Origin of the sequence: Streptomyces caelestis (assembly GCF_014205255.1) — a bacterium.
GTDB lineage: Bacteria > Actinomycetota > Actinomycetes > Streptomycetales > Streptomycetaceae > Streptomyces > Streptomyces caelestis.
In genome coordinates, this window is the sequence record NZ_JACHNE010000001.1 from 8632387 (window position 1) to 8656983 (window position 24597).

The window sequence follows — 24597 nt, forward strand, 5'->3', positions numbered from 1 at the left end:
CCCCCACCGGCGCCTCGCCGGTCTGTGAGGCACCGCCCGGCCACCAGCCACCGGCGGAGTCCCCGCCGTCGGACCAGGCCGGAGCACCCGGAACAGCCGCACCATCCGCCGGCCCCCGGCCTCCCGACACCAAGTCGGCCCCTACCCGCACGGCCGGACCGCCGCCACCGCGGGGCGTGCCGCCCACGCGGGCCACCGCGACCGTGCCGCGGCCGGGCGTGCTGTGCAGGGCGAAGTCGTCGGCGAGACGCTGACACGTGCCGAGGCCCGCGCCGAGCGAACTGGTCGTGGAGAAACCGTCGCGCAGGGCCCCGGGCACGTCCGCGATGCCCGGACCGTGGTCGATCGCGGCGATCTGCACGACCCGGGACTCCGTACCGCCCTCCCGCGGCGCGGGCGGCGCCACCACGTCGATGAGCACCTGACCGCCCTCGGCGTGCTTGAGCAGATTCGTCGCGAGCTCCGTCGCGACCAGCGCGGCGGCCGCGGTGCGCCGCTCGTCGAGTCCGGCCAGCGCCGCCGCGCCCTCCGCGGCGACCCGCGCGTCGCGCACCCGCGTCGAGTCGCGCACCGGGACGTCCCACACGCGTGGCATCAGGCCTCCTCGCGCGGCCGTGGCGGCTGGGCCACCCAGCAGGTCACCCGCACGGTGGTGCCGTCGCCCGGCGTGCTGTCGATGTCGAAGTCGTGCACCAGGCGCCGCGCGCCGCTCAGCCCCATCCCCAGCCCGCCGCCGGAGGTGTAGCCGTCGCTGAGCGCCTGGTCCAGGTCGGCGATGCCCGGCCCCTCGTCGGTGAAGGCCAGCCGGAGTCCCTGCGCGCTCCCGCTGCTGACCCGGGTCGCCTCCATCTGCCCGCCGCCGCCGTGCACGAGGGTGTTGCGGGCCAGTTCGCTGGCCGCCGTGACGAGCTTGGTCTGCTCCACCAGGCCGAAGCCGAGCCGGGCCGCGGCCTGCCGCACGTGCTGTCGCACCCACACCAGGTCCATGTCCGACCGGATGGGCAAGCAGGCCTCCACGCCCGCGGCAGTGTGCATCACGGACTCTCCTGACGCGGGCCGCCCGGACGGTACGCCGGGGTCTGCTGCGAGAGGAGCTCCATGCCCGCCTCCGTGCTGAGCGCCGTGGTCAGCCCCGGCAGCGTCAGGCCCAGTTCCGCCAGGGTGATGGCGACCGCCGGGCGCATGCCGGCCACCACGGTCCGCGCGGCCAGCAGCTTGGCCTGCGCGGCGATCTCGGCCAGCACCCGGCCGAGGAAGGAGTCGACGATCTCCACACCGGAGATGTCGATGAGGACACCATGCACCCCGGTACGGGAGATGGTCTCCGCGAGGTCCTGCTGGAGCTGCTGAGCCGTGCTGTCGTGCAGGTCTCCCTGGAGCGTGACCAGCAGGACGTCACCGAGCCGGAGAACCGGCACGTGGCCCGTGACGGGGTGGGAGTACGCGTCGCTCACCGCTGACCCGCACCCGGATTCACGATGTCCGCGCCGAGCTCGTGCAGCGCGTACCTCAGCGCGTCGGAGAGGCTCGCGCGGGTGATCACGTCGAGGTCCAGACCGAGGTGGACGATGGTCTGCGCGATGGCGGGGCGGATGCCCGAGACGATGCACTGGGCGCCCATCAGCCGCGCCGCGGCGACCGTCTTCATCAGGTGCTGCGCGACCAGCGAGTCCACCGTCGGCACCCCGGTGATGTCGAGGATCGCGAACCGGGCGTGCTGGTCGACGACGGCGTTCAGCAGCGTCTCCATCACCACCTGGCTGCGGGCGCTGTCCAGCGTCCCGATCAGCGGCACGGCCACGACGCCGTCCCACAGCCGGATGACGGGCGTCGCCACCTCCATCAGCTGCAGCCGCTGCCGGTCGCTGAGCGCCTGCCACTCGCTCAGGGCCGTCTGCATGGCGACCAGCCGCAGGGTGCCCATCAGCACGGTGAGCGCGGTCGAACACGCCCGCAGATGTTCGGGCGGCGCCTGCTCCAGATCGGCGGCCAGCAGGTTCTCCACGGGCGGCCGCAGGGCGGCCAGCTCGCTGGAGACCTGGGTGTTCGACAGCCCGGCACGCGAGCGGGCCACGCCCATCCGGGCCAGCTGCTCGCGCACCCCGCTGAACCCCGCGGCGTCCGGGTCCTCCACCTGATCCGAGTCGGCCACCTGGGCCAGCGCGTCCACGACGACCTTGCCCGCCTCCACCGCCTCGTCGCGCGAGACGGTGAACACGGTGCGGAACAGGGGCTCGTCCGCCCACCGCTGGGCGATCTGTTCACGCCGGCGGTGCAGGAAGTCCCTGACCTCGTGCGTCGGCGTGGCGAGCTGTCCGTCCGCTTCGTGCTCCGGCACCTTTTCTCCTCATCCGCGTTGCGTCGACCGAGCCCGCCTCAGGCAACGGGACGGCGCTGTGACACTTGCCGGGCGACAACTCTAACCATGCGCCGACCTCGTACGACACCGGATCCGGCGCAAGCGATCCGGTTCAGGGGAACGGGGGTTGGCCACCGCCGTCACCGGCGCTCGAAGGACGAGCCGCCGGCCGACGGAGCGGAGCGACGGCACCGGAACGCCGCCCCCACCGCGCGTGGTGGTGCCCGAGAGGCACGGCCCCTCAGGCGCTCTGTACCCCCGGCTCCTCGGGGGTGTCCGGCATGTCGTCGGCGCGGGCCAGAGCCTCCTCGACGCTCTCCGATATCGGCACCGTGATGCTGACGCCGGTCAGGTCGAGGACGCGCCGCACCGCGGGTGTCGGGCTGATGACGTGCACACTGCCGGCGGTCCTGCGGGTCTCCTGGTACACCCGCAGGATGATGTTCATCCCGGACGAGTCCATGAAGGGCACGGACGAGAGGTCGAGCAGGAAGTGCCGTCGGCCGTGGTGGAGCTGGTTGGCCAGATGGGCCTGGAACTCGGTCGCGGTGTCGACGTCCAGGTAGCCGTCGACCGTGATCAGCGCCACGTCCTCCCGGGGCACTTCGACTTCCACGGACAGCGGGTTCTGGGCGAGGGGCACGGGTACCTCCAACAAATGCTGCGGCCTGGGCAGGTCACCTCTGGGGATGACCGCGGTGCGCGGGGATGCCGGTCGTGGTGCGGGCTCTGCTGCCGTTTTTCATGTGCCTCCCTTCGCTACCGGGCTCCGTTTCCACCGCGCCCCCGCGATTACCCCGGAAACCGCCCTCCATGCCCCCGGGAGGAGGAAGCTTGCCGCAGCCCGCCGACGACGGCGTACGGTGGAACGTGTGTGCGCCGAATGCGCTTGCGGCAGGAGGGTAATTGCTGCTGTGGAGCGAGGTGGGCGGAAACCGCCCGTCGGGCTCCGCGATCCGCACACCGTCAGGGAGGATGGAGCAGCGTGGCCATCGACAGAATCTGGTCGTACGCGCCGGGCAGCGGTTACGTCGAAGGGCAGGACCTGACCGGTTTCACCGTCGCCGCGACCGACGGCACGATCGGGCACGTGGACCGCGAGGCCGCCCCGCACGGCATGCGGCACCTGGTCGTCGACACCGGAGTCTGGGTGTTCGGCCGCAGTGTCCTGGTGCCGGCCGGAGTCGTCACCGGCATCGACACGCAGGGCCGGAAGATCACCTTGGCCTGCACCAGGGCGGACGCCAAGGCGGCACCCCGATTCCAGACCGACAGCGAGACCCGGGACCGGGAGTACCTCACGACCGTGGGCGACTACTATGACCGGCTGCCGCCGCGAGCGACGACCTCGGCCTGAGCCCTGGGCGTCACGGGCGCACCCGCGCCCGTGACGCTCCCGGCTCACCAGGGCAGGAACACGTGCACGTCCTTGCCCCGCTCGTCGCTCACCACGCTGACCTGGTCGCACAAGGTGTGGATCAGATGCCAGCCGATGCCACCGCCCCCGCTGCGCGGATCGAACGGGCGCGGAGCAGGCTCCGTGGAGCTGGTGTCGTGCAGGACCACGTGCACTCCGTCGAAGGTCCGGCGCATCCGCAGCGCGAACGGACCCGGCGCGTACTGGACCGCGTTGGCGGCCAGTTCCGTCACCACCAACAGGATGTCGTCCCAGTACTCGGGGGCAGAGGGTGGCGAGGAGTGTGACAGATCACGCAGGAACTCCTCCGCGGCCAGCCGCGCGCCCGTCACGTCGTGCGGCTCGCCCACGAAGCTGTTCGTGCGGCTCGGAATCTCCTCGGAGGTCAGTGCGTCATCCCCACGCGGCTCGGTTGACATATCGCCTTTCCGGCCCGGCGTCAGCAAGGGCTGCCGTCAGGGCTGTCGTCCTTTCTCATGCGTCGCCACTGTTGCGTGTTCCCGAGGGGGCGAGGCCTACGCGTCCGGCTCCGCGCTCAGCGGAACACGTTGTCCGAGTCGTCCCAGTTCGAGGGTTCGTCCTGGGTGCTCGGCCGCCCGGGACGCCTGCGCGAGCGGTACATCGCGTCGATCTCGGACGCGTAGTGCCGCACGATCTCGTCCCGGCGCAGTTTCATCGACGGTGTCAGCAGCCCGTTGGTCACGCCGAACGGCTCCGGCAGGATCCGGAACACCCGGATCGACTCCGACCGTGACACCGCGCTGTTGGCCGCGGCCACGGCCCGCGCCACCTCCTCCCGCAGCGCGTTCTCCTCCCGCGCCTCGCGCATCTCGCCCTGAAGCGCCAGCGCCGCCCGCCAGTGCGCCAGGAAGTCCGGGTCCAGCGTGATCAGGGCGCCGACACAGGGCCGGTTGTCGCCCACGACCACCGCCTGGTGGATGAGCGGGTGCATCCGCAGCCGCTGCTCCAGGGCGGCCGGGGCGACGCTCTTGCCGCTGCTGGTGACGATGATGTCCTTCTTGCGGCCGGTGATCGTGAGATAGCCCTCCGAGTCCAGTCGCCCGAGGTCCCCGGTGGCCAGCCAGCCGCCGCGCAGCGCGGCCCGGGTGGCGGCCTCGTCCCCCACGTATCCCTGGAACACGGACGGGCCGCGCACCAGGATCTCCCCGTCCTCGGCCACCCGGATCTCCGTGCCCGGCAGGGCCTGCCCGACAGTCCCGGACTTCTCCCGGCCCAGTGGCTGCATCGTCACCCCGCCGCCGGTCTCCGTCAGGCCGTACCCGTCGTGCACGTAGATGCCGATGCCCTCGTAGAACAGCGACAGGTCGCGGCTGAGGGGAGAGCCGCCGGACGTCGCCCGCCGCACCCGGCCGCCCAGCGCCGCCCGCAGCCTGCGGTACACCGTGCGCTCGTACAGGGCGTGCTGGAGCCGCAGGTCGAAGCCGGGCCCGCGGCCCCGGCCCAGCCGCTGGCGTTCCAGGGCCGCGGCGAAGTCCCGCGCCGTTCCGGCGGCCCGTTCGAACAGAGCGCCGTGGCCTTGCTGCTGGGCCGTGCGCAGGAAGTTCTTGTAGATCTTCTCGAAGACCGACGGCACCGCGTAGAAGTACGTGGGCCTGAAGGAGCGCAGCGCCGACGACAGTGCCTCCCCGCCCAGGTCGGCCTGGTGTCCCATCAGCAGGCCGCCGCGCAGGCACAGGCCCTGGATCATCAGCCCGTACACATGGGAGAAGGGCAGGAACGCCAGCACGGAGCCCTGCTCCCCGCGCGGTGCCGCCGTGTGCCCCCAGCCCGTCAGCAGCGTGTCGCAGGGCGCGGCCAGGTTGCGGTGGCTGAGGGCGCAGCCCATGGCGTGACCGCTGCTCCCGGAGGTGTAGGCGATGACGGCCGTGGAGTCCGGCAGCACGATGCGGCGCATCGAGTCGACCGTGGCCAGCGGCACGAACTCCCCGCGCACGCTCAGATCCTCCAGCGCGCCCGCGTCCAGCTGCCAGACGTGACGCAGCAGCGGCAGCGACGCGCACACCGAGCCGACGGTCATGACGCCCTGCTCGTCCTCCACCACCACGGCCACACAGCCGGCGTCCCGCAGGATCCACTCGACCTGGTCGCGCGACGCCGTCGGGTAGACCGGGACGACCTCGGCACCCACGGCCCACAGCGCGTAGCACAGGACCGTCCACTCGTACCGGGTGCGCGCCATGATCGCCACGCGGTGCCCCGGCGTTAACCCGGAGGCGATCAGCCCCTTGGCGACGTCCACCACCTCGTCGCGCAGCTCGATCGCCGTCACCTCCTCCCAGGACGCGGAGGCCGGGTCGGCGCGGCGGGCGAGCATCGGCCGGGTGGGTTCGCGGTCCGCTGTCTCGAAAACGCTGTCGGCGAGCCCTCCGGTCAGCGGCGAGACGGCCGGTGGAGCGAGGGCGAGGTCGCGCATGCACTGCTCCTGACGTGTACGGGGTGTGACCTTGCCGACGGGTAGCGTCATCGGCGGGGCTCGAATGTAGTCGAGCCGGGACCGTCAGGGGTCGGGAAATACGGAAGTCGTCCCGCTGATGATCTCGGCGTGATCGGGGGACCCGGACGGCATGAGTCACATCAGTCCCGATCCGGAACCCGAACGCACCTCCGGCCTGGAACCGGGCGGCGGCGTACCGCCGGGCGAGACCCCGCCCGCGGAGAGCAGCATGCCCGAGGCGGGGCCCCGAGAGACGCACAACCCGCCCAAGGGCTGGGCCAAGGCACCGATGGCCGTGATCCTCGCCCTCGCGGTGCTGATCGCGGCGTTCTTCCTGGTCTACGCCCTCGTTCTGATCCTCTGACCCCGCCTCCGGAAGAAGGCGGCGCGGAAGAAGGCGGGACGCCTCACGCCTGGGTGTGGCGGACGCACTCGGTCACGACGTCCCGCAGGCTCCCCGTGCGCTCCATCACCGCGCGCTGCACCTGTGCGCCGTTGCCGTCCCGCAGCAGCTCCTCGCAGGCGGCCCTGGCCCGCTCCAGGTCACCGGTGTCCGCGAGGGCCTCCTCGACATGGTCCAGCAGGGCCCGGACGACCGCCTCGGCGGGCATGCGCCGCATGGTCGCGGGATGCAGCAGCTCGCCCGAGAGCCCGGACCGGGCGGCCAGCCAGTCGGCCAGCCGCAGCAGGCTGACGCTGTGGCCGAGCGGTTCCCGGCCGGCCCGCCACTCGCGCGCGGCGGTTTCGACCAGCCCGCGGACGAGCGTGGCGACCAGTGCTGCCGTGCCGGAGTGCAGACAGACGTCCGACACCCGGACCTCGACCGTCGGATACCGCTGGGACAGCCGCGCGTCGAAGTAGATCATCCCGTCGTCGAGGAGAGCGCCGGTGGCCACCATGTCCGCGATCAGACGGTGGTACCGCTCGGCCGAGCCGAAGATCTCGGCCGGGCCGGCCGACGGCCAGCGCAGCCACACCCGGCTGCGGTAGCTGCTGTACCCCGTGTCCTTGCCCTGCCAGAACGGCGAGTTCGCACTGAGCGCCGTCAGGACCTGGAGCCAGGGCCGCACCCGGTCGATGACCGCGACGCCCTCCTCGTCGGACTCGACGGACACGTGCACGTGGCAGCCCAGGACGAGCTGCTCCCGGGTGGCGATGCCGTACTGCTCGGCCATCCACTGGTACCGGCGGTTGACGCCGACCGCGGGACTGACCGGCAGCGGCGAGGTGGCGAGCGCCGCGACCGTGCAGCCGATCTCTCCGGCATGCCGGGCCGCCTCCTTGCGGCAGCGCACGATCTCCGCGCGCAGGCTCTCCATGGACGACTGCGGATGCGTGGCGAACTCCAGCATCTGCTCGTGGAGTTCCTTCTCGAAGACGTCCTGATCCGCGTCGTCCTGCTCGGCCCGGGCGAGCACTGCCGCGGACAGTGCCCGCGGTTCCCCGGACTCCGGGTCGACCAGGAGGAGTTCCTCCTCCACTCCGACGGTGCGCACCCTGATGCCCGCCCTTCTGTGACACTACGGCGTCGACCACCGGCCTTCCCGGTGGTACGACACCCAGTGCCCCTCACAGGCGGGTCGGACACCTCGTGCGCCCGCGGGACTTCACGGAGCGAACGGCGTCAGCCACACGGTGGCCAGCGGCGGCAGCGTGATCCGGACACAGCCGTCCTCCGGCTTGACCGGATCCGGGTTGGTGACGCCGCTGCCGCCGTAGCGCGCGTCGTCGGTGTTGAGGGTCTCCTGCCAGGCCACGCCGTCGCCCGGGACCCAGAGGCCGTAGCCGTGCCGGACGACCGGGGAGAAGTTCGACACCGCCAGCAGCGGCCTGCCCTCGGCGTCGTACCTCAGGAAGGCGAAGACGTTGTCGTCGGCCGAGTCCACCGCCACCCACCGGAAGCCCTCCGGGCGGGTGTCGCACTGCCACAGCGCCGGCGTCGCCCGGTACGCCGTGTTCAGGTCACGGACCAGGTCACGCACGCCCCGGTGGTCGCCCGCCGAGTGGTAACCGTCGTCGAGCAGCCACCACTCCGGCCCGTGCTCCACCGACCACTCCGCTCCCTGGGCGAACTCCTGCCCCATGAACAGCAGCTGCTTGCCCGGGTGGCTCCACATGTAGCCGAGGTAGGCGCGGACGGTCGCGCGGCGCTGCCACCAGTCACCCGGCGCCTTCGACACCAGGGCCTGCTTGCCGTGCACGACCTCGTCGTGGGAGATCGGCAGGACGTAGTTCTCGCTGTAGGCGTACACCATCGAGAAGGTCATCTCGTGGTGGTGGTACTTGCGGTGCACCGGCTCGTGCGAGAGGTACTCCAGCGAGTCGTGCATCCAGCCCATGTTCCACTTCAGCCCGAAGCCGAGCCCGCCGGTGTCGGTGGGCTTGGTCACACCGCCCCAGGCGGTGGACTCCTCCGCGATCGTCACCACGCCGGGGGTGCGCCGGTACACGGTCGCGTTCATCTCCTGGAGGAACGCCATGGCCGCCAGGTCCTCCCGGCCGCCGTAGGCGTTGGGCTCCCACTGGCCGTCCTCGCGCGAGTAGTCCAGGTAGAGCATGGAGGCGACCGCGTCCACGCGCAGCCCGTCGATGTGGAACTCCTCGCACCAGTACACCGCGTTCGCCACGAGGAAGTTGCGCACCTCGGTGCGCGCGAAGTCGAACTCGTACGTGCCCCAGTCCGGGTGCTCGGCGCGCCGCCTGTCCCCGGGTTCGTACAGCGGATCCCCGTCGAACCGGGCCAGCGCCCAGTCGTCCTTCGGGAAGTGCGCCGGTACCCAGTCCATGATCACGCCGATGCCCGCCCGGTGGCAGGCGTCGACGAAGTACCGGAAGTCGTCCGGGCTCCCGAGCCGCGCGGTCGGCGCGTAGAAGCCGGTGACCTGGTAACCCCAGGAGCCGTGGAAGGGGTGCTCGGCGACCGGCATCAGCTCCACGTGCGTGAAGCCGAGGTCCTTGACGTACGCCGGGAGTTCCTCGGCGAGCTGACGGTAGTCAAGCCCCGGCCGCCAGGACGGCAGATGCACCTCGTACACCGAGAACGGCGCCTCGTGCACGGGCGTGTCCGCGCGGTGGGCCATCCACTGCGCGTCGCCCCACTCGTAGTGCGAGGCCGTCACGATCGACGCCGTGTGGGGCGGCTCCTCGGTGCGGCGGGCCATCGGGTCCGCCTTCAGGAAGCGGTGGCCGTACCGGGAGGTGATCTCGAACTTGTACGCCGTGCCCTCGCCGACGCCCGGCAGGAACAGCTCCCACACACCGGACGCGCCGAGCGAGCGCATCGGGAACTGCGTCCCGTCCCAGTAGGTGAAGTCCGCGGCGACCCGCACGCCCTGCGCGTTGGGCGCCCACACCGTGAACCGGGTGCCGGTCACGCCCTCGTGGGTCATGGGGTGCGCGCCGAGCGCCTGCCACAGCTGCTCGTGCCGGCCCTCGCGGATCAGGTGCAGGTCCAGCTCGCCGAGCGCGGGCAGGAGACGGTACGGGTCGTGCACCTCCTGCTCGCCGCCCTCGTACGCCACGTGGAGCGTGTACGCGGGGATCTCCGCCAGCGGCAGCACGCCGGAGAACAGGCCGTCGCCCTCCGAGACGAGCGGGGTGCGCTTGCCGTCGATCACCACGCTCACCGAGCGGGCGAAGGGGCGCAGCGCCCGGAACGCGATCCCGCCGGGGACCGGGTGGGCGCCCAGCAGCGCGTGCGGATCGTGGTGGGCGCCCGCCAGCAGGCGCCCGCGGTCCTGAGGGCTCAGGGCGGGCGCGGTGGCGCCCGGGACCGGGCCGGACGGCTCCGGGATTGAGGTGTCGCGCAGGGCCACGGCTCAGTCTCCTCTCACAGCGAGGCGCTCGATCGCCGCCATCGGTACAGGCAGCCAGTCGGGGCGGTGCCGTGCCTCGTACAGCACCTCGTACACGGCCCGGTCCGTCTCGTAGGCGCGGAGCAGTCCGTGTTTCTTGCGCGGGTCCCAGCCGGCACCGGCGGCATAGCCCGCGCAGTAGGCCTCGCGGCAGCGTCGCGCCCACTCCGGACGCCAGGGGCGGCGCTGCCGGGCGGCGTAGTCGAAGGAGCGCAGCATCCCGGCGATGTCCCGCACGGGGGAGTGGGCGCTGCGCCGTTCGGAGAGCGGCCGGGACGGCTCGCCCTCGAAGTCGATGACGAACCAGTCGCGTCCGGCCCGCAGCACCTGCCCCAGGTGCAGGTCGCCGTGGATGCGCTGGGCGGGCGGCCCGGCGTCGCAGGTGGTGAGGGCGGCGAACGCGGTCCGCAGACCCGGCACGTACGGCTGGAGCGCGGGCACGCAGTGCGCTGCGGCGGCCAGCCGCTCGGTCATCGCGGTCGCCGTACGCCCGTTCTCCCCGGGTTCACCGACCGGGAAGGCCGAGGCGAGGGCGAGGTGCACCTCCGCCGTAGCCGCGCCGAGCGCCCGCGCCTGGGCGGTGAAGTCGTCGCCGGCGGCCAGGGCGTGCAGCGCCAGCGTCCAGCCGTCCGAGGCGTCCCGCAGATACGGCTGGAGCACGCCGAGGGTGGCCTTGAAGGGATGCTTCGTCTGGAACCAGGCCACGGGCGCGGGCACGCGGTGGCAGCCCTGCCTGGCCAGCGCCCCCGGCACCTCCAGGTCAGGGTTGACGCCGGGCTGGATACGCCGGAAGACCTTCAGGATGTACTCGTCGCCGTACACCAGCGAGGAGTTGGACTGCTCCGCGTCCAGCAGCCGGGGCACCAGTCCGCCGGGCACCGGCTGGTCCGGGTCGCAGTCGAACCGCAGGGGGCCGGCGGTGCCGGGGTGCCGCAGCCGGTCCAGGAGCAGCTGGGTCGAGCGGGGGTCGTGCAGGGCGTCGTAGACCGTCAGACCGGCCAGCGGCCCGTCCTGGACCCGCCCGATGAGCGCCCGTCCCAGGCGCGGCGACGGGTGCTCCCGTACGCCGAGCAGGAGCTGGTAGCAGTCGCCGGCCGGGGGAGCGCCGCCCGGCGAGGGCACGCCCGTGTGACCGGTGTGACCGGCGTGGACCAGCAGGTGCAGACAGCCCGGGAACAGCTCGGTCATCGACAGCAGGCCGAGCTCTGTGACGGGCCGGTCCTTGCCCGCGAACCAGCGCTGCCGGGGCAGCCAGTCGCGCAGCAGCCCGCCGAGCGACTCCATGGGCTCGGCCAGGCGCGTGAGACTCGGGCGGAGGGATGCGGTCTTCGGCATGGTCACGCCTCCTTTCGTCGGCGCATGCTCACAGCCGCCGGCCGATGCGGGATGCGACTCGCGTGAGCCGGAACCAGTAGAAGCCGTGGCCCCCGAGGGTCAGCAGGTACGGCAGTTCGCCGATCGCGGGGAAGCGGACCCCGCCGAACAGCTCGACCGGATGGCGCCCGGCGAACTCGCGCAGATCGAGCTCGGTGGGCTGGGCGAACCGCGCGAAGTTGTTCACGCACAGCACCAGGTCGTCCTCGTACGCCCGCAGGAAGGCCAGCACCGCGGGGTTGGAGGAGGACAGTTCGGTGTAGGAGCCGAGGCCGAAGGCCGGGTTCTGCTTGCGGATCTCGATCATGCGGCGGGTCCAGTGCAGCAGCGACGACGGCGACGCCATCGACGCCTCGACGTTGGTGACCTGGTGGCCGTAGACCGGATCCATGATCGCCGGCAGGCAGAGGCGGCCCGGGTCACAGGTGGAGAACCCGGCGTTGCGGTCCGGGGTCCACTGCATCGGCGTGCGCACCGCGTCCCGGTCGCCGAGCCAGATGTTGTCGCCCATGCCGATCTCGTCGCCGTAGTACAGGATCGGCGAGCCGGGCAGGGCCAGCAGCAGCGCGGTGAACAGCTCGATGGTGTGCCGGTCGTTGTCCAGCAGGGGAGCGAGGCGCCTGCGGATGCCGATGTTGGCGCGCATGCGGGGGTCTTTGGCGTACTCGGCCCACATGTAGTCGCGCTCTTCGTCGGTGACCATTTCGAGCGTCAGCTCGTCGTGGTTGCGCAGGAACGTGCCCCACTGGCAGCCCGAGGGGATGGCCGGGGTCTTGGCCAGGATTTCCGAGACGGGGTAGCGGGACTCGCGCCGCACCGCCATGAAGATGCGCGGCATGACCGGGAAGTGGAAGGCCATGTGGCACTCGTCGCCGCCGCTCGGGTAGTCGCCGAAGTAGTCGACGACGTCCTCGGGCCACTGGTTGGCCTCCGCCAGCAGCACGGTGTCCGGGTACTGGGCGTCGATCTCGCGCCGGACGCGCTTGAGGAACGCGTGGGTGGCGGGCAGGTTCTCGCAGTTGGTGCCCTCGGCCGCGTAGAGGTAGGGCACCGCGTCCAGCCGGAAGCCGTCGATGCCCAGGTCCAGCCAGAACTTCAGCGCGGCCAGGATCTCCTCCTGGACGCGCGGGTTCTCGTAGTTGAGGTCCGGCTGGTGCGAGAAGAAGCGGTGGAAGAAGTACTGGCCGCGCACCGGGTCGAACGTCCAGTTCGACGTCTCGGTGTCGACGAAGATGATCCGGGCGTCCGGGTATCCCTTGTCGTCGTCGGCCCACACGTAGTAGTCGCCGTAGGGGCCGTCGGGGTCCTTCCTCGATTCCTGGAACCACGGGTGCTGGTCGCTGGTGTGGTTCATGACGAAGTCGATGATCACGCGCATGCCGCGCTGGTGGGCGGCGTCGGCGAACTCCACGAAGTCGGCCAGGTCGCCGAACTCCGGCAGCACGGCGGTGTAGTCGGAGACGTCGTAGCCGCCGTCGCGCAGGGGCGACTTGAAGAACGGCGGCAGCCACAGGCAGTCGACGCCGAGCCACTGGAGGTAGTCGAGCTTCGAGGTGAGGCCCTTGAGGTCACCGATGCCGTCGCCGTCGCTGTCCTGGAACGAGCGGACGAGTACCTCGTAGAAGACGGCGCGCTTGAACCACTCCGGGTCACGGTCCCTGACGGGGGTGTCCTCGAAAGTGTCCAGTACGGGCTCGTTCACGGTCATGACGTTCCTGCCCCTCCGGTCCCTTGCGCGGCGGGCGGCGACTGGACGTGGAAGACGTGCGCGGGAGCCCGCCCCGGCTCGAGGCGCACGTAGTTGTTCCTGCTCCAGTGGTAGGTCTCGCCGGTGAGCTCGTCGCGCACCGGTACCGACTGGTGCCAGTCCAGGCCGAGGTGCGGCATGTCCAACGAGACCGTGGCCTCCTGGGTGTGGTGCGGGTCGAGGTTGGCGACCACCAGGACGACGTCGGACCCGGTGCGCTTGCTGTACGCGATCAGCGCGTCGTTGTCGGTGTGGTGGAAGCGGAGGTTCCTGAGCCGGCGCAGCGCGGGGTGTTCCCGGCGGATGGTGTTGAGTTTGGTGATCAGCGGGGTGATGGTGCGGCCCTCGCGTTCGGCGGCTTCCCAGTCGCGGTGCCTGAGCTGGTACTTCTCCGAGTCGAGGTACTCCTCGCTGCCCTCTCTGAGCGGGGTGTTCTCGCACAGCTCGTAGCCGGAGTAGATGCCCCAGGTCGGCGAGAGGGTGGCCGCGAGGACGGCCCGGACCTCGAAGGCGGGGCGGCCGCCGTGCTGGAGGTAGGCGTGCAGGATGTCGGGGGTGTTGGCGAAGAAGTTCGGCCGCATGTAGGAGGCGGCCTGGCCCGACAGCTCCGTGAGGTACTCGGTCAGCTCCTCCTTGGAGTTGCGCCAGGTGAAGTACGTGTAGGACTGCTGGAAGCCGATCTGGGCGAGGGTGTGCATCATCGCCGGGCGGGTGAACGCCTCGGCCAGGAAGATCACGTCGGGGTCGGTGCGGTTGATGTCCGCGATGACCCGTTCCCAGAAGACGACCGGCTTGGTGTGCGGGTTGTCCACCCGGAAGATCCGCACGCCGCGGTCCATCCAGTGCCGCAGCACCCGGCAGGTCTCGGCGATGAGGCCGTCCATGTCGGCGTCGAAGGCGACGGGGTAGATGTCCTGGTACTTCTTCGGCGGGTTCTCCGCGTAGGCGATGGTGCCGTCGGGGCGGTGGTGGAACCACTCGGGGTGTTTGTGCACCCAGGGGTGGTCCGGGGAGCACTGCAGCGCGAAGTCCAGCGCGATCTCCAGCCCCAGATCCCGTGCCTGGCCGACGAACCAGGTGAAGTCCTCCAGGGTGCCCAGGGCGGGGTGGACGGCGTCGTGGCCGCCCTCGGGTGAGCCGATCGCCCAGGGCACGCCGACGTCGTCGGAGCCGGGGGAGAGGGTGTTGTTCCTGCCCTTGCGGAAGGTGGTGCCGATGGGGTGGATGGGGGGCAGGTAGACCACGTCGAAGCCCATCGCCGCGATGGCCGGCAGTCTGCGGGCGGCGGTGCGGAAGGTGCCGTGCGGCTGCCGGCGGGTGCCCTCGGAGCGGGGGAAGAACTCGTACCAGGAGCCGTACAGGGCCCGTTCCCGCTCGACGAGGAGGGGCAGTGGCTCGGAGGTGGTGACCAGGTCCCGCAGCGGATGCCGGGCCAGGACCTCGTCCACCTGAGGCGTCAGCGCCGCCGCCAGCCGCGCCGCCGGGGGCAGCGAGTCGTCGCGCAGCGTCTCCGCGGCGTCGAGCAGCACGTCGCGGCCGGCTTCCCTGGGAACGCCGGCCGCCGCTCGCTCGTGGAGTTCGGCGCCCTCTTCGAGGACCCCGCCGGGGTCGATGCCGGCCGGAACCTTTATGCCCGCCGTGTGGCGCCAGGTGGCCACCGGATCGCTCCAGGCCTCCACCCGGTAGGTCCAGCGGCCGACGGCGTCCGCGGTGACCTCGGCGCCCCAGCGGTCGCTGCCCGGGGCCAGCTCCCGCATCGGCGTCCACGGCCCGGGACGGCCCTCGGGATCCTTCAGGACGACATTGGCGGCGACCGCGTCGTGCCCCTCCCGGAACACGGTGGCGGTGACCTCGAACGTCTCTCCCACGACCGCCTTGGCCGGCCGGTTGCCGCTCTCCACGGCCGGGCGGACGTCCCGTACCGGGATCCGGCCGATGGCCCGGGTCCTACTCATGGTCCTCACCTCCACCGTGCTCGGACGCCGGGCCCGGGGCCCGGTTCAGGGGACGAGATGTGCGGGACGGCTACCGTCCCGCGGGAGAACGTCGCTCCGCCGGCGGTCTTCGCCGGACCGCGGCTGCCGCACGGGGCCTTTCGTTCTGTTCCTGCAGACAGGTGACCTGCTGTTCCTGCGCATGGGTGACCTGGTTCGTGCTCAGATACTGCTCGGCCGCGTCCGCCGCCTCCCGTGCGCAGCGCTTGCCCATCAGCACGCAGAGCGTGTAGCCCGAGTCCTCGAACATGGCCCGCACCGTGCGGTCGTTCGGTGCCGCGAGCATCACGCGTTCCCAAGCCCGGTAACGCCGCAACTGCCGGGCGACTTCGGCTTTGGCGGGTAGCAGCATGGCGCCGATCACCTTTCGGGCTCGAGGGGCACGGTCTCCCGACGGTCGGACGGCGACCGTGCTCAAGCGGCGCGGACCCGTAACGGCGATCGAGTTCTTCACACATGGTGCACGGGTGACGACCCACCGTCTTGTTGGAGCTTCAATCAATGCCGGCTCGACTGGGCCGCGCAGTCCATCCGGTTTCGCTCACTTGGGCGTTGTGGCGCCTCATCTGTGCGCTCGTGTTGCACGAACGGGCTAGCACCCTCAGGCTGAGGGTGACTCAGAAGCGATACGCGCTCACGTTCCGTGTTCGGGGCTCGTCCCGCAGGACCGCGGGAGCGAGGAGGAGCTGAGCTTCGCGGTGAGGAGCCAACCGATGAAGACCGCAGTGCCCTGCTACTACCACCTCGACGTGGAAGTCAGCCCGGAACGGGTGGGACAGGTCAGCCGCATTCTGGCCGCTCACCTGAAGTTCTGGGACCTGGACAACCTGGTCCAGCCCGTCTGCGGCGGCGCCGAGATGCTGCTCAAGGCCATCGACGAACACGCCACGGACAAGAACACGTCGATCGAGATGTGGTGGAACGGCCAGCACCTGATCACCGCCATCGGGGACAACGACCGCGCCCTGCGCCCGGACCAGGAGCTGCGCGGCTGCCTGGAGCACCTGGCGGCGATGAGCGACGGCTGGGGCTGCTGCGCCACCGAGACCGGCAGCAAGGTCATCTGGTTCTCGCAGCGCGCCCGGGCCGGCGAACGCGTCCCGCTGGTGCCGACCGCGCCCGCCCCGCACCTGAGCGAGGGCCTCGACGTGCCCCGCGAGGTGCGGATCGCCCAGCTGGCCGGTCCGGTCAGTACCCCGGACGAGGTCCTGGAGGAGGCCCGGTGACCCGCCGGCAGACCCGGAAAGGGGTGTCCGCGTGGAGCGGACGCCCCTACCCGCTGGGCGCGGAGTACGACGGGGAGGGCACCAACTTCGCGCTCTTCAGCGAGGTGGCCGAACGCGTCGAGCTGGTCCTCGTCGACGACGACGGCACCCACACCCAGGTGCCGCTGACCGAGGTCGACGGCTTCGTCTGGCACGGCTACCTCCCCGGCGTCGGCCCCGGCCAGCGCTACGGCTACCGCGTGCACGGACCGTGGGTCCCCACCCTCGGCCACTGCTGCAACCCGGCGAAGCTGCTCCTCGACCCCTACGCGCGCGCGGTCGACGGGCAGATCGACAACCACCCCTCGCTCTACGAACGGAACCCGGACGGCCCCGACCCGGCCGACAGCGCCGGGCACACCATGCTCGGCGTGGTGACCGACCCGGCCTTCGACTGGGGCGACGACACGCGGCCCTGCCGGCCCTACGCCGACACGGTGATCTACGAGACGCACGTCAAGGGCCTGACCCGCACCCACCCCGAGATCCCCGCCGAACTCCGCGGCACCTACGCCGGCCTGGCCCACCCCGCGGCCGTCGAGCACCTCACCTCGCTGGGCGTCACCGCGGTGGAGCTGATGCCGGTGCACCAGTTCGTCCACGACGGCGTACTGCACGACCGCGGCCTGGCCAACTACTGGGGCTACAACACGATCGGCTTCTTCGCCCCGCACAACGGCTACGCCGCCCACGGCACCCGCGGCCAGCAGGTCGCCGAGTTCAAGCAGATGGTGAAGACCCTGCACGCGGCCGGGCTCGAGGTGATCCTCGACGTGGTCTACAACCACACCGCCGAGGGCAACGAGAAGGGCCCCACCCTGTCCTTCCGCGGCATCGACAACTCCTCGTACTACCGCCTGGTCGACGGCGACTGGGAGCACTACTACGACACCACCGGCACCGGCAACAGCCTGCTGATGCGCCACCCCTACGTGCTCCAGCTGATCATGGACTCGCTGCGGTACTGGGTCACCGAGATGCACGTCGACGGCTTCCGCTTCGACCTCGCGGCCACCCTGGCCCGGCAGTTCCACGAGGTGGACCGGCTGTCGGCGTTCTTCGACCTGATCCAGCAGGACCCGGTGATCAGCCGCGTCAAGCTGATCGCGGAGCCGTGGGACGTCGGCGAGGGCGGCTACCAGGTGGGCAACTTCCCGCCGCTGTGGTCGGAGTGGAACGGCATGTACCGCGACGCGGTGCGCGACTTCTGGCGCGGTGAGGACCACACACTCGGCGAGTTCGCCTCCCGGCTGACCGGCTCCTCCGACCTGTACCAGCACAGCAGGCGCCGGCCTCGCGCCAGCGTCAACTTCGTCACCGCGCACGACGGGTTCACCCTGCGTGACCTCGTCTCCTACAACGACAAGCACAACGAGGACAACGGCGAGGACAACCAGGACGGCGAGAGCACCAACCGGTCCTGGAACTGCGGCGCCGAGGGCCCGACCCGCGACCCGGCCGTGCTGGAACTGCGCGCCCGCCAGCAGCGCAACTTCCTCGCCACGCTGCTGCTCTCCCAGGGCATCCCGATGCTCTGCCACGGCGACGAACTCGGGCGCACCCAGCGCGGCAACAACAACGCCTACTGCCAGGACAACGAGATCTCCTGGATCGACTGGCGGCTCACCGAGGAACAGCGCGACCTGCTGGCGTTCACCCGGTACGTCATCCGGCTGCGCACCGGGCACCCCGTGCTGCGCCGGCGCCGCTTCTTCCTCGGCGAGACCCTGACTCGCGCGGACCAGCCGCTGCCCGACCTGGTGTGGCTGGCGCCCGACGCCCAGGAGATGACCGACGACGACTGGCAGCGCGGCGATGCGCACTGCGTCGGTGTCTTCCTCAACGGGGACGCCATCGCCGAACCCGACCCGTGCGGCCGGCCCGTCGTCGACGACTCGTTCCTCCTGCTGTTCAACAGCCACTGGGAGCCGGTCGACTTCCGCCTCCCGGACGCCACGTACGGCGAGCGCTGGACGGCCCTGATCGACACCGCCGCCACGGAGGGCATCCCCGACGAATCGGAACACAAGGCGGGCACGGCCCTGACGGTCGGGTCCCGCAGCATGGTCCTGCTGTCCCGGCCGTCCCGGCGTGCCCGTGACGAGGGGGAGTGACGGGGGCGGCGGACGTTCGGACCCTTCTCCGAGGGCTCTTCCGCCCGGCTGTCATGGACGCCGGCGCGCCGGTCACCGTTCCCGGCGCGCCAGTCACCGCTCCCGGCGTGCCGTCACCGTGAACTGCGCGCCGTCGTGGTCGCGCAGCACGGCCTCGTCGCTGCCCTTGGACAGCACGCTGCCGCCGTGCAGTTCCGCGGCCCGGGTGCAGGCCTCGACATCGTCGACGGTGAAGTGGACCTGCCAGTGCGGCCGGATCGTCGGGTCGGGGGCCGCCCCCAGCGCCCCGGACTCGATCCGCGCCACCACGTCACCGCGGCTGCGCAGCACGACCTCCCCGCCCTCGTAGTGGACCTCGCAGCAGCCGGGACGCTCCGACGCCCAGTCGAGGACCTCGCCGTAGAAGATGGCGGCGTCGAAGGCGTCGCGCGTGTGCAGCGTGATGAAGGCCGGCTGGGCGTTGCGCCAGGTCTCCCAGTCGGTGAACAGGTCGCCCTCCCAGATCCCGAAGGTCGCCCCGTCCCGGTCCGCCAGCAGCGCCGCCCGCCCCGGCGGCAGCGAGATCGGCCCGACCGCGACCGTGCCCATGCGCTCCTGCACCCGCGCCGCGGCGTCGTCCGCGCTCCGCACGGCGAAGTACGGCGTCCACGCCACCGCCATCTGCCACATGGTGGCCACCCCCGCGATCCCGGCCACCGGCGAGCCGTCCGCCAGCGCGATCCGGAACCGGTCGCCGAGCTTGGCCGGCCGCCACTGCCAGCCCAGCACGGCCCCGTAGAACTCCTCGGTCGCCTTGACGTCCCGGCTGGTCAGACTCACCCAGCACGGTGCGCCGAACACGGAGTGTGAAGAGACGACGTCCTTCGTACCGGAGGGGGTGGGGGTGTCGTGGTTCATGGCAGTCGCGTCCTGATCTCGTGGGCCTGGCAGCCACCGGAGGAATGACACCAGTGTCCAACCGGAACCCCCGTGGGCGCCTGCCGAGTACCCCGGCGACGGCACCGAAACGGTGTGGTGAACCGGCCTGGACCGCCCCGGTGGCACCGGGCGGGCCGAGTGACGACGATGGAGGCGTCGGACACTGCGTCAAGGCACTCAAGCACCCCACGAGGCCATGGGGACAGCGGCGCACCGGACCCGGAGGTGACCATGCCCACGGACGGGGGCTCGGAGAGGATCTTCGAGTTGCAGGAAGAGGTCCGGCAGCTGAAGGAGGCGGTCGTCTCCCACGCGGTCGTGGACCAGGCGATCGGGATGGTCGTCGTGCTCGGCCGGATCTCGCCCGACCAGGGCTGGGCCGTGCTGAAGGAGGTCTCCCAGCACACCAACATCAAGCTGCGCAACGTCGCGGAACTGATCCTCGTCTGGGGACGCACCGGTGTGATGCCCCGGCAGATAAGGGCCGAGCTGGAGGACGCCCTCGACCGTGCCGGACCGACCCAGATCCCCGAAGCGCCGCCGGAGCAGTGATCCGCCCGGCGGCGCCGGCCTCGGGGTTTTCGCGTTCATCCGGCCTCGGCGAGCAGCTCCTCACGCAGATGGGCGAAGCAACTGCTGAGCAGCCGGGAGACGTGCATCTGTGAGATGCCGAGCTGCTCCGCGATGCGGCTCTGCGTCATGCCCTTGAAGAACCGCAGGTAGAGGATGATCCGCTCGCGCTCCGGCAGCGCCTCCAGACAGGGCTTGACGGCCACGCGGTTGACGACGATGTCGAAGGCCGGGTCCGGCCCGCCGATCGCGTCCCCGAGGGCGTAGCCGTCCGTTCCGGGCATCTCCGCCTCCAGCGACAGGGCGGAGAAGCACTCCAGGGCCTCCATGCCGGTGCGCACCTCGCCCTCGGTGAGGTGGGCGTACTCGGCGATCTCGGCGACCGTGGGGGAGTGGCCGGGGGTCGTCTGCGACAGCTCCTTGGCGGCGTGCCGCACGCGGTTGCGCAGGTCCTGGACCCTGCGGGGGACGTGCAGCGTCCACATGTGGTCGCGGAAGTGGCGCTTGATCTCGCCGGTGACCGTCGGCACGGCGTAGGCCTCGAAGGCGTTGCCGCGCGCCGGGTCGTAGTGGTCGACGGCCTTGACGAGACCGAGGGCCGCCACCTGGTAGAGGTCCTCCAGGGCCTCGCCACGGCCCCGGAAGCGGACGGCGATCCGCTCGGCCATGGGCAGCCAGGCCTCGACCAGCTCGTCGCGCAGGGCCTTGCGGTCGGGCCCCTCGGGCAGCCGCGCGAGGCGTTCGAACGCCGCGGCGGTGTCGGGGGCGTCGTCATGGGGGTGCGGTCTGGTGCTGCCGGCGATACGCATGGTGCGCACCTCCCTGAGCAGGTGCCGAAAGGACAGACACCGTGGGAAGCGCGGACTCGGACCTCACGGAGGGCACCGCGGGCCCGAGCGGCTCCCACGGACGTGCCTCCTGTCCGAAGCACTTCATCGCCCATTCCCGGGCGGGGAGACTACGAAACAATTCTGACAATACGCTCATTTGTGACCTCAGGCGTCCCTGGGGACGGCTGCCGTTTCGGTACATCCCTTGACCCCACATCGAGTCCGTCCACGGCCCGGGTCTCGCCGAAGGCGTGGACGAGCCCGGTGCAGGCGACTGCGTCGGCCTGGGGTCGGTCGGTGTCCGGCGTCATGACTCCTCGGCCTCCTCGTGCAGGGCGCCGGCCGGCTTGCGCAGGGCCGGGACTGTCGTGTGCACCGACTCGCGGTGTGTCTCGTCGAGCCGTGACACATGGCGTCGTACGAAGTCGGCGCGGCGGCGGCGCCGCTCGCGCGGCCGTGTCCCGGCGGGGGGTGTGGGCAGCAGCCGGGCGGCCCGCCGGTCGGCCGGGTCGGTCTTGCGGACCGGGTTGCCCGTCTGTACCAGAGATGCCGATGCCCGGCCGCGTCATGACCAGGCGCAGCAGTTCGACCTCGGCGCCGCGCAGCCGCCTCATGGGTTCCGGGCAGGCGATCACCATGCCGCTGTTCTTCGGCTCCAAGCTGTACCCGGTGTCCGTGATGCCGGGCTGGCTCCAGGCGGTCAACAAAGCCACCCGCTCAGCTGCGGGGTGGACGCCCTGCGCGGCCTCCTCCTCGGCACGCCCCACCGCCTGGCCTGCGACGTCGCGGCGCTGCTCGTGGCCGCCGCCCTCGGCGTCGCGGCCGCCTCCGCCCTGCTGGGCCGTCCGGCCCGTTGATCTTCACTCCTGGAAGTGATGTGCGGCACGCCGGGGCAAGCGCTTTCACGAACTGTTCGCGGATAACCGCTGGGCACGGCTTGATCACCGATCAAATGGGATGAACTGCCAGGCCACAGCGCATTCTGCTCATTTGACAGTGCGCTGAGACCACAGATAGGAAGCAGCTTCCAGAGGTCGAGAGGTGCAGCGTGTACGAGCCGAACGTGGTCGGGGACTGGCAGGAGTACGACGAGCATGCCGGTCTGCGCGTCCGCGTCCACCGTCTGGAACTGGCCGAGCCGCCCCGCGGCCGTGACGACGCCGCCGACGGGCTGACGTACTTCACCCTCCGCGTGACCGTCGAGAACCGCGGCAGCCGGCACCTCGGCATCCACCTCGAGGACGGCCAGATCGACGTGCGGATCGGCCCCGACGGGGAGAGCGCCTTCCTCGACTGGCGCAACTCACAGTTCATCGAGGGCTTCGACGTCTATCCGCTGCGCCGGGCCACCGCCGTGCTCTACGCGGCCGGCGCCGAGGCGTCCCTCAGTCTCGTGGACGTCCAGGTCCAGCTGCGCGTCGAGGAGGAGTGGGCCGACCGCCGGCTGTGGTCGGGCGGCATCGGTGCGCACGAGGGGCCCGCCGGGGGCCAGCAGGGCGCGGTGCGCGACAGCCTGGCCCACCAGGTGAGCGTCTTCCTCAAGGACCAGGCGGAGGAAGGCACCGCCTGATCCGGCGTCAGGGCGCGTCGCCGGTCAGTGCGGGATGCCGTCGATGATCTCGCGGGCACCCTGGCGCAGCAGCGCCACGGCGACCGACGTGCCGAGCGTGGCCGGGTCGAGCCGGCCCGCCCACTCGTGGGCGTTCAGCCGGGTCTTGCCGTCCGGGGTGAACACACAGGCCCGCAGGGACAGTTCACCACCGCGGTCCACGCGCGCGAACCCGGCGATCGGGCTGTTGCAGTGCCCCTGGAGCACATGCAGGAACATGCGCTCGGCGGTGGTCTCCCGGTGGGTGTCCGGATCGCCGAGACCGCTGACCGCGTCGATCAGGTCGGCGTCGTCCTCACGGCACTGGAGCGCCAGTACGCCCGCGCCGATGGGCGGCATCATCGTCTCGGTGGAGAGGATCTCGCTGATCACGTCCTGCCGGCCGATGCGCTCCAGGCCGGAGACCGCGAGCAGCAGGGCGTCGGCCTCTCCGGCGGCCAGCTTCGCCAGGCGCCGGTTGGCGTTGCCCCGGAACGGCACGCACTCCAGATGCGGGTGCGTGGCTGCCAGTTGGGCGACCCGGCGCACCGAGGAGGTGCCGATCCGCGTCCCGGCCGGCAGCTCGTCCAGGGTGAGGCCGCCCGGGTGGATCAGGGCGTCCCGGATGTCGTCCCGCTTGAGGAACGCGGCGAACACCGTCCCCGCCGGGAGCGGCCGGTCGGCGGGCACGTCCTTCACACAGTGCACGGCGAGATCGGCCTCACCGGCCAGCAGCGCCGCGTCGACCTCCTTGGTGAACGCGCCCTTGCCCTCGACCTTGGACAGATCGCCCATCCACTTGTCGCCGGTGGTCTTCACCGGTACGACCTCGGTGCGCACTCCGGGATGGGTGGTGGCCAGCTCGGCCCGGACTCGCTCCACCTGGGCGAGCGCCATGGGCGAATCGCGGGAGACGATACGGATCAGTTCGGGGACGGACATGCGGACACGATAGACCCTCCCGGGTGCCCGCCGGTCCCGTACCTCCCCCGACCGCCCCTCGGCGTACGTCAGTTCGGGACGAGGGGCTCGCTCAGTTCGACCGCGCGCAGGGCCGCGGCGAGGGCCCGCTCGTCGCCCACGTCGAGGGCGGTGTCGGTGAGCTTGATGACGTGTTCGTCGCCGTGGGCGAGGGCTCGTTCCAGCACCTCCTGCGCCGTGCGGCCGGGCGCGGGGACATGGTCGGCGGGCCCGGGCGGGGCGTACATGGCGGTGACCGCCGCGGACGCGGTCCACGCCGCGCGCAGGCTCGGCACCCACAACTCGCGCGGCAGACAACCGAGCGTGCGCAGCACGGCGTTGGGGGCTGTCGCCGCGTGCACCAGCATGGTCGCCTCCCCGTGGCCGTGGGTGGCGTACCGGTGGGTCGCGGCCCGGACCAGTTCGGTCAGGTGTGCCCGTGCCGTCTCCGGGTCGGTCACGTCTTCCGCCCACAGCGGCAACCGCCGCACGGCCGCCAGCCGGTCGGGAAATCCCCCTCGGGGTTCGGCGAGCGGCGGCACGGCGTCCAGGGACCGCGCCGCACCCGGCGCGGCGGGCAGGGGTGCGATGCCGGACACGGGGCGGTGCCGGGCCGCCCAGTAGCCCAGGCCGTGCGCGAGTTCGGCGAGCCTCGGCGCGCTCCCGCCGGCTTCCAGGGCCCGTACGGCGTGGCCGACGCGGATCACCGGATGCGTGGAGCCGCCGTACAGTCCGGGCAGCAACCGTGGCCACCATGCCGCGAGCACGTCCCGCCACGGCTGTTCGGCGAGGGCCTGGCCGAAGTACCCGATCCAGTCGGCGGCCCGGCGCGGATCTCCCAGCGCCTCGCGCCAGTTGGTGTGAGTCACGGGTGCCACGGGTGTGGGGAAGTCCTCCAGCTTGGGCCGGTACAGGTCCAGCCAGCGGTGCACGGCGCCCGCCTGCCCGTGTGCCGCCAGCGCCTCCACGACCATGGGGGCGTGGTTGGTGAGCCGGCCGAGCCGCTCCGGCCCCGAGGTGTGGAGCCGTTCGAGGGCTTCTTCGAGTGTCCCTGTCGTGTCGTGCGCGTCCATGACAGGACGCTATGCGGCCGCCCCGCGCCGACGGATCGGACGCGGGGCGGAAGCCGGACCCGGCCGGGGCCCTAGGCCC

At 71.5% G+C, this 24597-nt stretch carries 22 protein-coding genes and 2 pseudogenes; 7 read left to right on the plus strand and 17 right to left on the minus strand.

All coding sequences use genetic code 11. The features are described from left to right. Positions 1-145 precede the first annotated feature (145 nt). The 5 genes and pseudogenes from HDA41_RS42065 to HDA41_RS39095 form a co-directional block, all read right to left on the minus strand. Positions 146-595: pseudogene (locus tag HDA41_RS42065) on the minus strand (anti-sigma regulatory factor); the annotation flags it as partial. Next, positions 595-1035 carry an anti-sigma regulatory factor gene (locus tag HDA41_RS39080; RefSeq protein WP_184994104.1) on the minus strand — a complete coding sequence of 147 codons (441 nt, stop codon included), beginning with the start codon at positions 1033-1035 and terminating at the stop codon, positions 595-597. The gene HDA41_RS39080 and the pseudogene HDA41_RS42065, both read right to left, overlap by 1 nt. After that, positions 1035-1454: an STAS domain-containing protein gene (locus tag HDA41_RS39085; protein WP_184992605.1), complete on the minus strand. Its 420-nt coding sequence runs from the start codon at positions 1452-1454 to the stop codon at positions 1035-1037. Before HDA41_RS39085 ends, HDA41_RS39080 begins: the two co-directional genes overlap by 1 nt. Beyond that, positions 1451-2338, minus strand: a complete 888-nt coding sequence (locus tag HDA41_RS39090; protein ID WP_184992607.1) for an STAS domain-containing protein — start codon at positions 2336-2338, stop codon at positions 1451-1453. The genes HDA41_RS39085 and HDA41_RS39090 overlap by 4 nt, the downstream gene beginning before the upstream one ends. Before the next feature lie 262 nt (positions 2339-2600). Next, the gene (locus tag HDA41_RS39095) at positions 2601-3002 is read right to left on the minus strand and encodes an STAS domain-containing protein (protein WP_184992609.1); all 402 of its coding nucleotides are present in this window, start codon (positions 3000-3002) and stop codon (positions 2601-2603) included. 342 nt (positions 3003-3344) lie between these two features. Here HDA41_RS39095 and HDA41_RS39100 point away from each other — a divergent pair, with 342 nt between their 5' ends. Further along, complete coding sequence (locus HDA41_RS39100; protein WP_184992611.1) at positions 3345-3716, plus strand: PRC-barrel domain containing protein; 372 nt, start codon at positions 3345-3347, stop codon at positions 3714-3716. Positions 3717-3760: 44 nt separating this feature from the next. Here HDA41_RS39100 and HDA41_RS39105 read toward each other — a convergent pair whose 3' ends face one another. Together HDA41_RS39105 and HDA41_RS39110 are read right to left on the minus strand one after the other, a co-directional pair. Continuing rightward, the gene (locus HDA41_RS39105; RefSeq protein ID WP_184992613.1) at positions 3761-4195 is read right to left on the minus strand and encodes an ATP-binding protein; all 435 of its coding nucleotides are present in this window, start codon (positions 4193-4195) and stop codon (positions 3761-3763) included. 116 nt (positions 4196-4311) lie between these two features. After that, the gene (locus HDA41_RS39110) at positions 4312-6210 is read right to left on the minus strand and encodes an AMP-dependent synthetase/ligase (protein ID WP_184992616.1); all 1899 of its coding nucleotides are present in this window, start codon (positions 6208-6210) and stop codon (positions 4312-4314) included. Positions 6211-6361: 151 nt separating this feature from the next. Between HDA41_RS39110 and HDA41_RS39115 the strand changes: the two genes are divergently transcribed. Continuing rightward, positions 6362-6595: a DUF6480 family protein gene (locus HDA41_RS39115; RefSeq protein WP_184992618.1), complete on the plus strand. Its 234-nt coding sequence runs from the start codon at positions 6362-6364 to the stop codon at positions 6593-6595. A 43-nt stretch (positions 6596-6638) separates the two neighbouring features. Here the strand turns inward: HDA41_RS39115 and HDA41_RS39120 are convergent, their stop codons facing one another. The 6 genes from HDA41_RS39120 to HDA41_RS39145 all read right to left on the minus strand — a co-directional run bounded on the left by HDA41_RS39120 (position 6639) and on the right by HDA41_RS39145 (position 15552). Further along, a complete protein-coding gene (locus tag HDA41_RS39120; RefSeq protein WP_184992620.1) occupies positions 6639-7727 on the minus strand; it encodes a glutamate--cysteine ligase 2 in 1089 nt (362 codons plus the stop codon). Between the two features lie 111 nt (positions 7728-7838). Further along, positions 7839-10046, minus strand: a complete 2208-nt coding sequence (gene glgB, locus HDA41_RS39125; protein ID WP_184992622.1) for a 1,4-alpha-glucan branching protein GlgB — start codon at positions 10044-10046, stop codon at positions 7839-7841. A 3-nt stretch (positions 10047-10049) separates the two neighbouring features. Then, a complete protein-coding gene (locus HDA41_RS39130; protein ID WP_184992624.1) occupies positions 10050-11420 on the minus strand; it encodes a maltokinase N-terminal cap-like domain-containing protein in 1371 nt (456 codons plus the stop codon). Positions 11421-11448: 28 nt separating this feature from the next. After that, positions 11449-13167, minus strand: a complete 1719-nt coding sequence (treS, locus tag HDA41_RS39135) for a maltose alpha-D-glucosyltransferase (protein ID WP_184992626.1) — start codon at positions 13165-13167, stop codon at positions 11449-11451. Beyond that, positions 13164-15161 (minus strand): alpha-1,4-glucan--maltose-1-phosphate maltosyltransferase, encoded by a 1998-nt coding sequence (locus HDA41_RS39140; RefSeq protein ID WP_184992628.1) that lies wholly within the window; start codon positions 15159-15161, stop codon positions 13164-13166. The genes treS and HDA41_RS39140 overlap by 4 nt, the downstream gene beginning before the upstream one ends. 70 nt (positions 15162-15231) lie before the next feature. After that, on the minus strand, positions 15232-15552 hold the full coding sequence (locus HDA41_RS39145; RefSeq protein ID WP_184992630.1) for a DUF5133 domain-containing protein: 321 nt from the start codon (positions 15550-15552) through the stop codon (positions 15232-15234). Positions 15553-15913: 361 nt separating this feature from the next. Between HDA41_RS39145 and HDA41_RS39150 the strand changes: the two genes are divergently transcribed. Both HDA41_RS39150 and glgX read left to right on the plus strand, forming a co-directional pair. After that, positions 15914-16426 (plus strand): pep a2, encoded by a 513-nt coding sequence (locus HDA41_RS39150; RefSeq protein WP_184992632.1) that lies wholly within the window; start codon positions 15914-15916, stop codon positions 16424-16426. After that, positions 16423-18579, plus strand: a complete 2157-nt coding sequence (gene glgX / locus HDA41_RS39155; RefSeq protein WP_184992634.1) for a glycogen debranching protein GlgX — start codon at positions 16423-16425, stop codon at positions 18577-18579. Before HDA41_RS39150 ends, glgX begins: the two co-directional genes overlap by 4 nt. 93 nt (positions 18580-18672) lie before the next feature. Here the strand turns inward: glgX and HDA41_RS39160 are convergent, their stop codons facing one another. Next, on the minus strand, positions 18673-19476 hold the full coding sequence (locus HDA41_RS39160; RefSeq protein WP_184992636.1) for a VOC family protein: 804 nt from the start codon (positions 19474-19476) through the stop codon (positions 18673-18675). Between the two features lie 252 nt (positions 19477-19728). Between HDA41_RS39160 and HDA41_RS39165 the strand changes: the two genes are divergently transcribed. Continuing rightward, positions 19729-20049, plus strand: a complete 321-nt coding sequence (locus HDA41_RS39165) for an ANTAR domain-containing protein (RefSeq protein WP_184992638.1) — start codon at positions 19729-19731, stop codon at positions 20047-20049. Between the two features lie 35 nt (positions 20050-20084). Here HDA41_RS39165 and HDA41_RS39170 read toward each other — a convergent pair whose 3' ends face one another. Beyond that, positions 20085-20876, minus strand: coding sequence for an RNA polymerase sigma factor SigF (locus HDA41_RS39170; RefSeq protein ID WP_184992640.1), 792 nt, complete (start codon positions 20874-20876; stop codon positions 20085-20087). A gap of 621 nt (positions 20877-21497) precedes the next feature. On the opposite strand from HDA41_RS39170, the pseudogene HDA41_RS39175 reads away from it, so the two are divergent. Continuing rightward, a pseudogene (locus HDA41_RS39175) lies at positions 21498-21754 on the plus strand (ABC transporter permease); the annotation flags it as partial. A 191-nt stretch (positions 21755-21945) separates the two neighbouring features. Continuing rightward, positions 21946-22467 (plus strand): hypothetical protein, encoded by a 522-nt coding sequence (locus HDA41_RS39180; protein ID WP_184992642.1) that lies wholly within the window; start codon positions 21946-21948, stop codon positions 22465-22467. 24 nt (positions 22468-22491) lie between these two features. Here the strand turns inward: HDA41_RS39180 and hemC are convergent, their stop codons facing one another. Beyond that, entirely contained in the window at positions 22492-23427 is a 936-nt protein-coding gene (gene hemC, locus HDA41_RS39185) for a hydroxymethylbilane synthase (protein WP_184992643.1), read from the minus strand. A gap of 68 nt (positions 23428-23495) precedes the next feature. Further along, complete coding sequence (locus tag HDA41_RS39190; RefSeq protein ID WP_184992645.1) at positions 23496-24518, minus strand: questin oxidase family protein; 1023 nt, start codon at positions 24516-24518, stop codon at positions 23496-23498. Between the last annotated feature and the right edge of the window lie 79 nt (positions 24519-24597).

Bases quoted from the DNA above. Each gene is read 5' to 3' on its own strand.
- HDA41_RS39130 (WP_184992624.1), bottom strand. From the start codon at position 11,420: ATGCCGAAGACCGCATCCCTCCGCCCGAGTCTCACGCGCCTGGCCGAG.
- HDA41_RS39165 (WP_184992638.1), top strand. From the start codon at position 19,729: ATGCCCACGGACGGGGGCTCGGAGAGGATCTTCGAGTTGCAGGAAGAG.
- treS (WP_184992626.1), bottom strand. From the start codon at position 13,167: ATGACCGTGAACGAGCCCGTACTGGACACTTTCGAGGACACCCCCGTC.
- HDA41_RS39170 (WP_184992640.1), bottom strand. From the start codon at position 20,876: ATGCGTATCGCCGGCAGCACCAGACCGCACCCCCATGACGACGCCCCC.
- HDA41_RS39145 (WP_184992630.1), bottom strand. From the start codon at position 15,552: ATGCTGCTACCCGCCAAAGCCGAAGTCGCCCGGCAGTTGCGGCGTTAC.
- HDA41_RS39160 (WP_184992636.1), bottom strand. From the start codon at position 19,476: ATGAACCACGACACCCCCACCCCCTCCGGTACGAAGGACGTCGTCTCT.
- HDA41_RS39115 (WP_184992618.1), top strand. From the start codon at position 6,362: ATGAGTCACATCAGTCCCGATCCGGAACCCGAACGCACCTCCGGCCTG.
- HDA41_RS39150 (WP_184992632.1), top strand. From the start codon at position 15,914: ATGAAGACCGCAGTGCCCTGCTACTACCACCTCGACGTGGAAGTCAGC.
- HDA41_RS39110 (WP_184992616.1), bottom strand. From the start codon at position 6,210: ATGCGCGACCTCGCCCTCGCTCCACCGGCCGTCTCGCCGCTGACCGGA.
- hemC (WP_184992643.1), bottom strand. From the start codon at position 23,427: ATGTCCGTCCCCGAACTGATCCGTATCGTCTCCCGCGATTCGCCCATG.
- HDA41_RS39190 (WP_184992645.1), bottom strand. From the start codon at position 24,518: ATGGACGCGCACGACACGACAGGGACACTCGAAGAAGCCCTCGAACGG.
- HDA41_RS39105 (WP_184992613.1), bottom strand. From the start codon at position 4,195: ATGTCAACCGAGCCGCGTGGGGATGACGCACTGACCTCCGAGGAGATT.
- HDA41_RS39140 (WP_184992628.1), bottom strand. From the start codon at position 15,161: ATGAGTAGGACCCGGGCCATCGGCCGGATCCCGGTACGGGACGTCCGC.
- HDA41_RS39080 (WP_184994104.1), bottom strand. From the start codon at position 1,035: ATGCACACTGCCGCGGGCGTGGAGGCCTGCTTGCCCATCCGGTCGGAC.